At 69.9% G+C, this 12,359-nt stretch carries 9 protein-coding genes and 1 pseudogene; 2 read left to right on the plus strand and 8 right to left on the minus strand.

Annotated features, from left to right (window positions below):
- Positions 1–116: 116 nt before the first annotated feature.
- Complete coding sequence (gene gabT, locus ACIBA9_RS33960) at positions 117–1,451, plus strand: 4-aminobutyrate--2-oxoglutarate transaminase (protein ID WP_399369129.1); 1,335 nt, start codon at positions 117–119, stop codon at positions 1,449–1,451.
- A 760-nt stretch (positions 1,452–2,211) separates the two neighbouring features.
- Positions 2,212–2,406, plus strand: a pseudogene (locus ACIBA9_RS33965) (phosphatase PAP2 family protein); the annotation flags it as partial.
- Positions 2,407–2,461: 55 nt separating this feature from the next.
- Here the strand turns inward: ACIBA9_RS33965 and ACIBA9_RS33970 are convergent.
- From ACIBA9_RS33970 to ACIBA9_RS34005, 8 genes are all read right to left on the minus strand, one after another.
- On the minus strand, positions 2,462–4,297 hold the full coding sequence (locus tag ACIBA9_RS33970) for a chitinase (protein WP_399369131.1): 1,836 nt from the start codon (positions 4,295–4,297) through the stop codon (positions 2,462–2,464).
- Positions 4,298–4,475: 178 nt separating this feature from the next.
- A complete protein-coding gene (locus ACIBA9_RS33975) occupies positions 4,476–4,934 on the minus strand; it encodes a hypothetical protein (protein ID WP_393901502.1) in 459 nt (152 codons plus the stop codon).
- 146 nt (positions 4,935–5,080) lie between these two features.
- A complete protein-coding gene (locus tag ACIBA9_RS33980) occupies positions 5,081–6,511 on the minus strand; it encodes an NAD(P)/FAD-dependent oxidoreductase (RefSeq protein WP_399369133.1) in 1,431 nt (476 codons plus the stop codon).
- Between the two features lie 22 nt (positions 6,512–6,533).
- Entirely contained in the window at positions 6,534–7,334 is an 801-nt protein-coding gene (locus tag ACIBA9_RS33985) for an ABC transporter permease (protein ID WP_362161137.1), read from the minus strand.
- Positions 7,335–8,264 (minus strand): ABC transporter permease, encoded by a 930-nt coding sequence (locus tag ACIBA9_RS33990; protein WP_399369135.1) that lies wholly within the window; start codon positions 8,262–8,264, stop codon positions 7,335–7,337. It abuts the gene before it with no gap.
- On the minus strand, positions 8,264–9,436 hold the full coding sequence (locus ACIBA9_RS33995) for an ABC transporter ATP-binding protein (RefSeq protein WP_393901506.1): 1,173 nt from the start codon (positions 9,434–9,436) through the stop codon (positions 8,264–8,266). The genes ACIBA9_RS33990 and ACIBA9_RS33995 overlap by 1 nt, the downstream gene beginning before the upstream one ends.
- Positions 9,437–9,441: 5 nt before the next feature.
- On the minus strand, positions 9,442–10,689 hold the full coding sequence (locus ACIBA9_RS34000; protein ID WP_399369137.1) for a spermidine/putrescine ABC transporter substrate-binding protein: 1,248 nt from the start codon (positions 10,687–10,689) through the stop codon (positions 9,442–9,444).
- 53 nt (positions 10,690–10,742) lie between these two features.
- Entirely contained in the window at positions 10,743–12,278 is a 1,536-nt protein-coding gene (locus ACIBA9_RS34005; RefSeq protein ID WP_399369139.1) for a gamma-aminobutyraldehyde dehydrogenase, read from the minus strand.
- Between the last annotated feature and the right edge of the window lie 81 nt (positions 12,279–12,359).

Below are 12,359 nucleotides of genomic sequence, written 5' to 3' on the forward strand. Positions count from 1 at the left end.
ATGCCCACCCCGCACACCCGGCCCTAGCCTGCGAAGAAAGATAGGTAAGCGTCCGAAAACGCACCGCCCGGTACAGCCCGGGACCGCCCGGTACGCAAGATCATCAGGGAGCCACCATGACCGCACTTCCGCAGGAGCGCCGCGTCGTCACCGCCATCCCCGGCCCGAAGTCGCTGGAGCTTCAGGCCCGCCGTACCGCCGTGGTCGCCCAGGGTGTGGGTTCCGTGCTGCCGGTGTTCACCGCGCGCGCCGGCGGCGGGATCATCGAGGACGTCGACGGCAACCGGCTCATCGACTTCGGTTCCGGTATCGCGGTGACGAGCGTCGGCGCCTCCGCCGAGGCCGTCGTGCGCCGGGCCTCCGCCCAGCTGGCCGACTTCACCCACACCTGTTTCATGGTCACCCCCTACGAGGGTTACGTGGAGGTCGCGGAGGCGCTGGCCGAGCTGACCCCGGGCGACCACGCCAAGAAGTCCGCGCTGTTCAACTCCGGCGCCGAGGCCGTCGAGAACGCCGTCAAGATCGCCCGCGCGTACACCAAGCGGCAGGCCGTCGTCGTGTTCGACCACGGCTACCACGGCCGCACCAACCTGACCATGGCGCTGACGGCGAAGAACATGCCGTACAAGCACGGCTTCGGTCCGTTCGCGCCCGAGGTGTACCGCGTCCCGGTCGCCTACGGCTACCGCTGGCCGACCGGTGCGGAGAACGCCGGCGCCGAGGCCGCCGCGCAGGCCATCGACCAGATCACCAAGCAGGTCGGCCCGGACAACGTCGCCGCGATCATCATCGAGCCGGTCCTCGGCGAGGGCGGCTTCATCGAGCCGGCCAAGGGCTTCCTGCCGGAGATCGTGAAGTTCGCCAACGACAACGGCATCGTCTTCGTCGCCGACGAGATCCAGTCCGGCTTCTGCCGTACGGGCCAGTGGTTCGCGTGCGAGGACGAGGGCATCGTCCCCGACCTGATCACCACGGCCAAGGGCATAGCCGGCGGTCTGCCGCTGGCCGCCGTGACCGGCCGTGCCGAGATCATGGACGCCGCGCACGCCGGGGGCCTGGGCGGCACCTACGGCGGCAACCCCGTCGCCTGCGCCGGTGCGCTCGGTGCCATCGAGACGATGCGGGAGCTGGACCTCAACGGCAAGGCCCGGCGCATCGAGGAGATCATGAAGGGTCGCCTCACCGCCATGGCCGAGAAGTTCGACGTCATCGGCGACGTCCGCGGCCGTGGCGCCATGATCGCCATCGAGCTGGTCAAGGACCGCGCCACCAAGGAGCCGAACCCGGAGGCCACCGCCGCGCTCGCCAAGGCCTGCCACGCCGAGGGACTGCTGGTCCTCACCTGTGGCACGTACGGCAACGTGCTGCGCTTCCTGCCCCCGCTGGTCATCGGCGAGGACCTTCTGAACGAGGGCCTGGACATCATCGAGCAGGCCTTTTCGCGCATCTGAGCGAGTGGTCCGCACCTTTGACGGGTGCCTCCGGCAGGCCATGTGAAGAAGGTGTGCGGGGTGGATGTCGGGACGTTCTTCCGTCTGCCCAAGCGCCTCGGCCTGCCGTAGGTTCTACCCGGATGAGAGATACACCCCGCCCGCAGGCGACTGTGGGCGATCTCAGGCCGGGGCCTCCCCAGCTTCGACCTGGTCGTGCCCTCGCGCACACAACCGGCGCCTGACGCCGGGATCTCCTCACCGATCGGACGGTCGCCGCCCCAAACCCCCCGGGGCGTGCGACGTTCCGGTCCGGACGGCCGCCCCGGAACCATCCCCCCCTGTTCCGGGGCGGCCGACCTCCTTCTCCGCCGCCCCGAGCGGGACCGCACCGGTACGCCCCCCGCGCGAGCGGACCTGCGAAGCTGGGCGCGTGTCGACCCCAGCCCGCCGCGTGCCGCTCCTCGGCGTCCCGGCCGTCCTCTTCGCCCTGATCACCTGGCAGGTCCTCGCCCACGGCCCGCTCCTCGGGCTGGACGCCCGGCTCAGCCGGTCCCTGGTCCATCCGGACCGGTTCTCCGAACTCCTCTCCGACCTCGGCAACGTCCAGGTCGCCGTGCCCGTGCTGGCCGCGACCCTCGGGTATTCGGCCTGGCGGGGACACCGCAGCGGCATGGAACGGTGGTGGTGGCCGCCGCTCGCCGCCGCCGTGCTGATGGCGCTGGTCCCGGCGATCGTGGTACCGCTGAAGGAGTGGACCGCGCGCCCGGGGACCCCCGTGATGCCCCCGGGCGTCGGCTACTTCCCGTCCGGCCATACGGCGACGGCCGGGATCGCGTACGGTTCCGCGACCCTGCTTCTGCTGCCGTGGCTGCGCTCGCCCGCCGCCCGCCGGACGCTGGTGGCGGGCTGTCTGGCGCTGGTGCTCGCGGTGTCGTACGGCCTGGTGCGCCGCGGCTGGCACTGGCCGCTGGACGTGGTGGCCGGCTGGTGCCTGTGCACGGTGCTGCTGGCCACCCTGTCCCTCGTGCTCAGCCGAAGTAGGCGTCGAAGTTCTTCTGGAACTCCCAGTTCGCGAAGCGGTCCCAGTTCACCGACCAGGTCATCAGACCCCGCAGGGCCGGCCAGGTCCCATGGGTCGGGTACGAGCCGCAGTTCGTCTTCTTCGTGAGGCAGTCCAGGGTCTTGGTGACCTCGGCAGGGGACACATAGCCGTTGCCCGCGTTCGTCGACGCCGGCATGCCGATCGCCACCTGGTCCGGGCGCAGCGGCGGGAAGACGTTGTCCGGGTTCCCCGCCACCGGGAAGCCGGTGAGCAGCATGTCGGTCATGGCGATGTGGAAGTCCGCGCCGCCCATGGAGTGGTACTGGTTGTCCAGGCCCATGATCGGGCCCGAGTTGTAGTCCTGGACGTGCAGCAGGGTGAGGTCGTCGCGCAGGGCGTGGATGACCGGCAGGTACGCCCCGCAGCGGGGGTCCTGGCCGCCCCACTTGCCGGTGCCGTAGTACTGGTAGCCGTTCTGCACGAAGAAGGTCTCGGGCGCCATCGTCAGCACGAACGCCGGGCCGTACCTGGCCTTCAGGGTCTTCAGGGCCGAGATCAGGTTCACGATCACGGGGGTGGTGGGGTGCTTGAAGTCGGTGTCGTTGGTGTCCAGGGACAGCGAGTGGCCCTCGAAGTCGATGTCGAGGCCGTCCAGGCCCCAGTCGTCGATGATCTTCGAGACGGAGGAGACGAAGGTGTCCCGGGCCGCGGTCGTGGTCAGCTGGACCTGGCCGTTCTGGCCGCCGATGGAGATCAGCACCTTCTTGCCGGCCGCCTGTTTGGCCTTGATCGCGGCCTTGAAGTCGGCGTCGCTCTCGACGTTCGGGCACTGGGTGACCGGGCAGCGGTCGAAGCGGATGTCGCCCGAGGTGGCCGAGGTGGGCTCGCCGAAGGCCAGGTCGACGACGTCCCAGCTGTCGGGGACGTCCGCGAGCCGGGTGTAGCCGGAGCCGTTGGCGAAGCTCGCGTGGAGGTAGCCGACGAGGGCGTGCGTCGGCAGGCCGGCGGAGCCGCCGCCACCGCCGCCGGTCCCGGCGGTGGTGGTCGCCGTCACGACCGCGGACTTCGCCGACTCGCCGGTGTCGTTGCTCGCGGTGACCTGGAAGCCGTACGCCGTCGAGGCCGCGAGGCCGGTGACGGTCGCCGAAGTGCCGCTCACCGTTTGGGACTTGACGCCGTCGCGATAGACGGCGTAACTCGTGGCGCCGGTGACCGCCGTCCAGGACAGGGCGACGGAGGACGAGGTGACGGCGGTGGTCCGCAGCCCGGTGGGCGGGGCGGGCGGCTGTCCGGTGCCGTCGCCGCCGGGGCCGACCAGGGAGATGTCGTCGGCGTAGTAGGCGCCGGTGCCGTACCAGCCGTGGGTGTAGATGGTGACCTTGGTGGTCGTGGCGCCGGTGCGGAAGGTGGTGTTCAGCTTCTGCCAGTCGGGGGCGGACTGGGTCCAGGTGGAGACGTCGGTGGTGCCGGTGCCGCTCGCGCCCAGGTAGACGTAGGAGCCGCGGACATAGCCGGAGAGCGTGTACTGGGCGTCGGGCCGGACGGTCACCGTCTGCGCGCACTGGGCGTTGTCGCCGCCCTCCGGGGTGGCCCGCAGGGCGGAACTCCCGCTGTGCACGGGTGTGTTCACCGTGGTGCCGGCCGGGCAGGTCCAGTCGGTCAGACCGGACTCGAAGCCGCCGTTGCGGCTCACGTCCGCGTCGGCCGCACGGGCGGCCGACGAGAGCGCGGTGACGCCGGGCACGGCCAGCAGCGCGGCGGTGAGGAGGGCGAGGACGGTTCTGGGGCGCCGGGCACCATGAGGGGGTCGGGCACGTTCCACAAGGGCCTCCGAGGCAGGGGGAGTTGGAGGGGTGGAGCGCACTCAACTTGGTCCAGACCAATCCTCTTGTCAAGGGATTCCGGCGCCGACCGTCGGCCCGCCGCCCACCAGCCGCCCCCTGTCCGTCCGCCTCACGTCCGCCTCACGTCCGCTGCGCCATCGGCCCCTCCCCCGCTCGCTACCCGTCCGCTTCCCGCTCCGCGGCCGGCCCCGCCGCCGCCTCGTGCATCGCCAGCTCCAGCAGCGCGGGGTCGGTCAGCAGGCCCGTGCCGTCCGGCGGGACCAGCCAGCGCACCCCATGGGTCGCCCGGCCCGGGTAGGGCACGACGATCCAGGTGCCGGGCCCCGCGGTACGGATGCCGGTGCCCAGCCAACGGGCGGCGGTGCCGGGCGGCACGAAGAACCCGACCCGGTTGTCGCCGAAGTCGGCGAGCACCGGGCCGGGTTGGTCGAGGACGCGGGTGAGCACGTCCAGGGTCGGATAGCCGAGCGCGCCCGGCAGGATCAGGACGTCCCAGGCCCGACCGGCGGGCAGCAGGGCGACCCCGAGGGGGTTGCGCTCCCACTCCCGGCGGCAGGCCTCGGGGTCCGGTGCGACGGATGCCAGCCAGTCGACCGCCGTCTTCGCCCCAGTCATCGATGCGCCTCCCTCTTCCTCGTGCGACGCGGTCGCGTCAGGAGGAGAGAGGGAGGCTTCCCGGGAGCGTTACGCGGTTTGCGCACCCCTCTTGGAGTGACCTGGCTCACATACCGGCCTCGGCCGGAGAGGGGTCGCCGGCCCGGTCAGCTGTCGAAGCCCAGGCCAAGCCGGTCCATCGTCCGCAGCCACAGATTGCGGCGGCCGTCCCGCTCGTCGGCGCGGGCCAGGGACCACTTGGTGAGGGCGATGCCCGTCCACGCGAAGGGCTCCGGCGGGAACGGCAGCGGCTTCCTGCGCACCATCTCCAGCTCGGTCCGCTCGGTGCGCTCCCCGTCCAGCAGGTCCAGCATCACGTCCGCGCCGAAGCGGGTGGCGCCGACGCCGAGACCGGTGTAGCCCGCCGCGTACGCCACCTTGCCCTGGTGGGCGGTGCCGAAGAACGCGGAGAAGCGGGAGCAGGTGTCGATCGCGCCGCCCCACGCGTGGCTGAAGCGGACGCCCTCCAGCTGCGGGAAGCAGGTGAAGAAGTGCCCGGCTAGCTTGGCGTACGTCTCGGGCCGGTCGTCGTACTCGGCGCGCACCCGTCCGCCGTACGGGTAGATCGCGTCGTAGCCGCCCCACAGGACGCGGTTGTCGGCGGACAGCCGGAAGTAGTGGAACTGGTTCGCGCTGTCGCCCAGGCCCTGCCGGTTCTTCCAGCCGATGTCCGCCAGCTGGCCTTCGGTCAGCGGCTCGGTCATCAGCGCGTAGTCGTAGACCGGGACGGTGTACGAGCGCACGCGCTTGACCAGGTTGGGGAAGATGTTCGTGCCGAGGGCGACCCTGCGGGCCCGGATCCGGCCGTACGGGGTGCGTACGGCCATGCCGGCGCCGTGGCTCTTCAGGCTCACCGCGGGTGTGTGCTCGTACACCCGGACGCCCAGCTCGACGCACGCCCGCTTCAGGCCCCAGGCCAGTTTCGCCGGGTGCAGCATGGCCACGCCCCGGCGGTCCCACAGACCTGCCTCGAAGGTGGGCGAGTTCACCTGCTCGCGCACCGCTTCGGCGTCCAGGAACTCGACACCGTCGGCGAGGCCCCGCTCCGCCAACTCGTCGTGCCAGTCGCGCAGTTCGCGGGCCTGGTAGGGCTCGGTGGCGACGTCGATCTCGCCGGTGCGCTCGAAGTCGCAGTCGATGCCGTACCGGGCGACGGCGGCCTCGATCTCGTCGAGGTTGCGCCGGCCCAGCTCCTCCAGCCTGTCGATCTCCCCGGGCCACCGGGTCAGGCCGTTGGACAGGCCGTGGGTGAGGGAGGCGGCGCAGAAGCCGCCGTTGCGGCCCGAGGCGGCCCAGCCCACCTCGCGGCCCTCCAGCAGGACCACGTCACGCCGCGGGTCGCGCTCCTTGGCGTTGAGCGCGGTCCACAGCCCGCTGTAGCCGCCGCCGACGACCAGCAGGTCGCAGGTCTCGCTGCCGGTGAGGGCGGGCTCGGCGTGCGGCTTGCCGGGGTCTTCCAGCCAGTACGGGACCGGCTGGGCTTCGGAAAGAGAGGCGATCCAGTTGCCTTTGCCACGACTCATGGCGCTTGGGGCCATGATTTCAACTCCCTACAGAGCTTTACGCCTTGTACTTGTTGCGGCGATTGCTGATGACCATGGAGGTCAGGACGAACAGGACGGCGACCAGGAACATGGCCGTACCTATGACATTGATCTGCACGGGCGTTCCGCGCTGGGCCGATCCCCACACGAACATGGGGAAGGTGACGGTCGAGCCCGCGTTGAAGTTGGTGATGATGAAGTCGTCGAAGGAGAGCGCGAAGGAGAGCAGCGCGCCCGCGGCGATTCCGGGTGCCGCGATCGGCAGGGTGACCCGCACGAAGGTCTGCGCCGGGCCGGCGTACAGGTCCCGGGCGGCCTCCTCCAGGCGCGGGTCCATCGACATCACGCGCGCCTTGACGGCGGTGACGACGAAACTCAGGCAGAACATGATGTGGGCGATCAGGATCGTCCAGAAGCCCAGCTGCGCGCCCATGTTGAGGAACAGGGTGAGCAGGGACGCGGCCATGACGACCTCGGGCATCGCCATCGGCAGGAAGATCAGCGAGTTCACGGCACCGCGCGCGCGGAAGCGGTAGCGGACCAGCGCGAAGGAGATCATCGTGCCGAGGAGGGTGGCGCCGACCGTCGCCCAGACCGCGATCTGGAGACTGATGGACAGCGAGCCGCACATGTCGGCGACGCCGCACGGGTCCTTCCAGGCGGCCGTGGAGAACTGCTGCCACTCGTAGTTGAAGCGTCCCTTCGGCTTGTTGAAGGAGAACACCGTGACGATGACGTTCGGCAGCAGGAGATAGGCGAGCGTGATGAGGCCCGCGATGACGACGAGATGGCGCTTGAGCCAGGTGACGACGGTCATTTAGACCAGGTCCTCCGTCCCGGAGCGGCGGATGTAGATCGTGACCATGGCCAGGATGGCGGCCATGAGGATGAAGGAGAGGGCCGCCGCCGTCGGATAGTCCAGGATGCGCAGGAACTGTGTCTGGATGACATTGCCGATCATGCGGGTGTCGGTCGAGCCGAGGAGTTCGGCGTTGACGTAGTCACCGGCCGCGGGGATGAACGTCAGCAGCGTGCCGGAGACCACGCCCGGCATCGACAGCGGGAAGGTGACCTTGCGGAAGGTGGTCGAGGGCTTGGCGTACAGGTCGCCGGCCGCTTCGTGCAGTCGGCCGTCGATCCGCTCCAGCGAGGTGTAGAGCGGCAGGATCATGAACGGCAGGAAGTTGTAGGTGAGGCCGCAGACCACCGCCATGGGGGTGGCCAGGACGCGGTCGCCGGCCGTCCAGCCGAGCCAGTCGGTGAGATCGAGGATGTGCAGCGTGTTCAGGGTGTGCACGATCGGGCCGTTGTCGGCGAGGATCGTCTTCCAGGCCAGGGTGCGGATCAGGAAGCTGGTGAAGAACGGGGCGATCACCAGGATCATGATCAGGTTCTTCCAGCGGCCGGCGCGGAAGGCGATGAGGTAGGCCAGCGGGTAGCCCAGCACCAGGCACAGGATCGTCGCGGCGGCCGCGTAGAAGACCGAACGCAGGAACTGCGGCCAGTACTCGGCGAGCGCGTCCCAGTAGGTCGCGAAGTGCCAGGTGATCTTGTAGCCGTTCTCCAGGGAGCCCTGCTGCACGGAGGTGGAGGCCTGGTAGATCATCGGCAGCGCGAAGAAGACGATCAGCCACAGCATGCCCGGCAGCAGCAGCCAGTACGGCGTCAACCGGCCGCGCTTGCGCGCGGGCTTCTTCCCAGTTGCGGCCGGGGCGAGGGGCGGGGGCGCCTCGGTGAGCGTCGACATCAGGCGGCCGCCTCTTCCTCGGCGCCGGCGGAGCCCACCGTGCCGGCAAGCGGGGACTGGGCCGCGTCGAGACCGAAGGTGTGGGCCGGGCTCCAGTGCATGACGACCTCGGCGCCGGGGACGAGACGGCCGTCCCGCTCGATGTTCTGCGCGTACACCGCGAACTCGTCGCAGACCGGGGTGTCGATCACGTACTGGGTGGAGACGCCGATGAAACTGGCGTCGGCGATCCTGCCGGTGAGGCGGTTGCGGCCCTCGGGGATGGTGCCCGCGTCGTCGGCGTGGGTGAGGGCGATCTTCTCCGGGCGGATGCCGACCAGCACCTTGCCGCCGGCCGTCGTCGGCGCCGAACATCGCGCCTCGGGCAGCACGAGCTTCCCGCCGCCCGCCTTGAGCACGATGTCGTCGCCGCTCTTGGTGTCGACCTCGGCCTCGATGAGGTTGGAGGTGCCGAGGAAGTTGGCGACGAAGGTCGTCCGCGGGTTCTCGTACAGGTCGGTGGGCGCGCCGAGTTGCTCGACGCGGCCCGCGTTCATCACGGCGACCGTGTCGGCCATGGTCATGGCCTCCTCCTGGTCGTGTGTGACGTGCACGAAGGTGATGCCGACCTCGGTCTGGATGCGCTTGAGCTCCAGCTGCATCTGGCGGCGCAGCTTCAGGTCCAGGGCGCCGAGGGGCTCGTCGAGGAGGAGCACCTTGGGGTGGTTGATCAGGGCCCGGGCCACCGCCACGCGCTGCTGCTGGCCGCCGGAGAGCTGGTGCGGTTTCTTGCGCGCCTGCTCGCCGAGCTGGACCAGCTCCAGCATGTCCCCCACCTGCGTCTTCACGCTTTTGATACCGCGTCGGCGCAGACCGAAGGCGACGTTCTCGAAGATGTCGAGGTGCGGGAAGAGGGCATAGGACTGGAACACCGTGTTGACCGGCCGCTTGTACGGCGGCAGGTGGGTGACGTCCTGGTCGCCCAGGTGCACGGTGCCGGAGGACGGTTCCTCCAGACCGGCGATCATGCGCAGCGTGGTGGTCTTGCCGCAGCCGGAGGCACCGAGCAGGGCGAAGAAGGAGCCCTGCGGCACGGTCAGGTCCAGCGGCTGTACGGCGGTGAAGCCGTTGTCGTAGGTCTTGGAGATACCGGAGAGGCGGACGTCGCCGCTGTTGTCTGGTGTCGTCTTCATCGTCGTCACGCCCCTGTGAGCTTCGCGAACTTCTCTTCGTAGGCCGTCTCTTCCTTCGGGCTCAGGGAGCGGAAGGCATGGGATCTCGCCTGCATGGCCTTGTCGGGAACGATCAGCGGGTTGTTCGCCGCGTCCTTGTCGATCCTCGCAAGGTAGGGCTTCACACCGTCGACCGGAGTCACGTAGTTGATGTAGGCGGCGAGCGCGGCGGCCTGCTCGGGCTCGTAGTAGAAGTCGATCAGCCGCTCGGCGTTCGTCTTGTGCCGCGCCCGGTTGGGGACGCACATGTTGTCGGTCGACGTCACATAGCCGCTGTCCGGGATGACGAAGTCCACGTCGGGGCTGTCCGCCTTGAGCTGGACCACGTCGCCGGCCCAGGCGACGCAGGCCGCGAAGTCGCCCTTGGTGAGGTCGGAGGTGTAGTCGTTGCCGGTGAAGCGGCGGATCTGCCCCTTGTCGACGGCCTTCTGGAGGCGGGCGATCGCCGCGTCGAAGTCGTCGCCGGTGAACTTCGCCGGGTCCTTGCCCATGTCGAGCAGCGTCATGCCGATGCTGTCACGCATCTCCGACAGGAAGCCGACGCGCCCCTTGAGCCTGGGGTTGTCGAGCAGGTCGGAGACCGACTTCACCTCGATGCCGTCCAGCGCCTTCTTGTTGTAGGCGATGACCGTCGAGATGCCCTGCCACGGGTAGGAGTAGGCGCGGCCGGGGTCCCAGTCGGGGTTGCGGAACTGGGGCGAGAGGTTGCTGTAGGCGTGCGGCAGGTTGGACGGGTCCAGTTTCTGGACCCACCCGAGGCGGATCAGCCGGGCGGCCAGCCAGTCGGTGAGGACGATGATGTCGCGGCCGGTGTCCTGGCCCGCGGCGAGCTGCGGCTTGAGCTTGCCGAAGAACTCGTTGTTGTCGTTGATGTCCTCGGTGTAGTCGACGGTGATGCCGGTCCGCTTGCGGAAGGTCTCCAGGGTCGGGTGGCGCTTGCCGCTGTCGTCGACGTCGATGTACTCGGTCCAGTTGGAGAAGCTCACGCGCTTCTCCGTGGCCGAGTGGTCCTCGGCGGACGTGCCGCCCTGCGTCTTGCCGGCCGCGGGGATCCCGCAGGCGCTCAGTGTCCCCAGTCCGCCGACCGCGAGCGCGCCGCCCGCGGAGGCGCGCAGCAACGACCGCCGGGTCATCGCCGCCCGGCCGTTTCGCAGGCTGCGCCGCATGGCGGCCACTTGGGCCGGGGACAGGCGGTCGGGCTCGTACTGCTCCATGCGCGTGGTGCCCTTTCGGGAGGGGTCGGCCTGGTACGTGGCCGGGAACTTCTCTACCGGTCCCCGAAGATGGTGCGGTGCCAGTCCTTCCTGGCCACCGCGGTGTTGTCGAACATGACGTGCTTGACCTGCGTGTACTCCTCGAACGAGTACGCCGACATGTCCTTGCCGAAGCCGGAGGCCTTGTAACCGCCGTGCGGCATCTCGCTGATGATCGGGATGTGGTCGTTGATCCAGACGCAGCCCGCCTTGATCTCGCGGGTGGCCCGGTTCGCGCGGAAGACGTTGCCGCTCCACGCGGACGCGGCGAGGCCGTAGGGGGTGTCGTTGGCCAGCCGAATGCCCTCGTCGTCATCGTCGAACGGCAGCACGACCAGTACGGGTCCGAAGATCTCCGACTGGACGATCTCGCTGTCCTGCGCCGCGTCGGCGACCAGGGTGGGCCGGTAGTAGGCCCCCTTCTCCAGGTCGCCCAGCGGAGCCTCGCCGCCGGTCACCACGCGCGCGTAGTCACGCGCCCGGTCCACGAAACCGGCGACCCGGTCCCGCTGGAGGTGCGAGATGAGCGGTCCGAGGTCGGTGCCCGGCGCGAACGGGTCGCCCAGTCGCACGGTCTCCATCAGGGCCGCGGTCCGCTCCACGAAGGCGTCGTACAGCGGTCGTTGCACATACGCGCGCGTGGCGGCGGTGCAGTCCTGCCCGGTGTTGATGAGCGCGCCCGCGACCGCGCCGTTGGCGGCCGCCTCCAGGTCGGCGTCGTCGAAGACGACGAAGGGGGCCTTGCCGCCCAGCTCCAGATGGAGCCGCTTGACGGTGGCGGTGGCGATCTCGGCGACGCGCTTGCCGACGCCGGTGGACCCGGTGAAGGAGGTCATGGCCACGTCGGGGTGGCCGACGAGACGCTCGCCGGCCTCCTTGCCGGTACCGGTGACGATGTTGACCACACCGGCGGGGATACCGGCGTCCGTGGCGGCCTGGGCGAACAGCAGCGAGGTGAGCGGGGTCAGCTCGGCGGGCTTCAGGACGATGGTGTTGCCGGCGGCGATCGCCGGAAGGATCTTCCAGGCGGCCATCTGGAGCGGGTAGTTCCAGGGGGCGATGGACCCGACGACGCCGATCGGCTCGCGCCGGACGTACGAGGTGTGGTCGCTCGAGTACTCACCGGCGGACTGCCCCTGCAGATGCCGGGCGGCACCGGCGAAGAAGGCGATGTTGTCGATCGTCCCGGGCACGTCGAACTCACGCGTGAGCTTCAGCGGCTTTCCGCACTGCAGCGACTCGGCACGGGCGAACTCCTCGGCGCGCTCGGCGACCACGGCGGCGAACCGGTGCAGGGCGTCCGAGCGCTCGCCCGGGGTGGTCGACGCCCAGGCGGGGAAGGCCTCACGGGCGGCGGCGACGGCCGCGTCGACGTCGTCGGCGCCGGCCAGCTCGTAGGTGTACACCTCCGCGCCGGTGGCGGGGTCGACCACGGAATGGGATCGACCCGAGGTGCCCTTGCTCAGGCGTCCCGCGACGAATTGCGCGCCGTCCGCGAATCGGTCCTGCGCGGGGAATCGTTCCGGGGTGGCGGTGCCCGGGTTCTGCATGTCGCTCTCCTCCGCCGTTCGCCCGTCCCGGGGGGCGGGTGGCGTAGCTCCAGCTCGATTTGAGTGCCGATCCTGACAGAG

Origin of the sequence: Streptomyces sp. NPDC051452 (assembly GCF_044454765.1) — a bacterium.
In the GTDB taxonomy this organism is placed as follows: Bacteria; Actinomycetota; Actinomycetes; order Streptomycetales; family Streptomycetaceae; genus Streptomyces.

Excerpts from the sequence above, each read along its gene's own strand:
- gabT (WP_399369129.1), top strand. The coding sequence starts at position 117 with ATGACCGCACTTCCGCAGGAGCGCCGCGTCGTCACCGCCATCCCCGGC.
- ACIBA9_RS33975 (WP_393901502.1), bottom strand. The coding sequence starts at position 4,934 with ATGACTGGGGCGAAGACGGCGGTCGACTGGCTGGCATCCGTCGCACCG.
- ACIBA9_RS33980 (WP_399369133.1), bottom strand. The coding sequence starts at position 6,511 with ATGGCCCCAAGCGCCATGAGTCGTGGCAAAGGCAACTGGATCGCCTCT.
- ACIBA9_RS33985 (WP_362161137.1), bottom strand. The coding sequence starts at position 7,334 with ATGACCGTCGTCACCTGGCTCAAGCGCCATCTCGTCGTCATCGCGGGC.
- ACIBA9_RS33990 (WP_399369135.1), bottom strand. The coding sequence starts at position 8,264 with ATGTCGACGCTCACCGAGGCGCCCCCGCCCCTCGCCCCGGCCGCAACT.
- ACIBA9_RS33995 (WP_393901506.1), bottom strand. The coding sequence starts at position 9,436 with ATGAAGACGACACCAGACAACAGCGGCGACGTCCGCCTCTCCGGTATC.
- ACIBA9_RS34000 (WP_399369137.1), bottom strand. The coding sequence starts at position 10,689 with ATGGAGCAGTACGAGCCCGACCGCCTGTCCCCGGCCCAAGTGGCCGCC.
- ACIBA9_RS34005 (WP_399369139.1), bottom strand. The coding sequence starts at position 12,278 with ATGCAGAACCCGGGCACCGCCACCCCGGAACGATTCCCCGCGCAGGAC.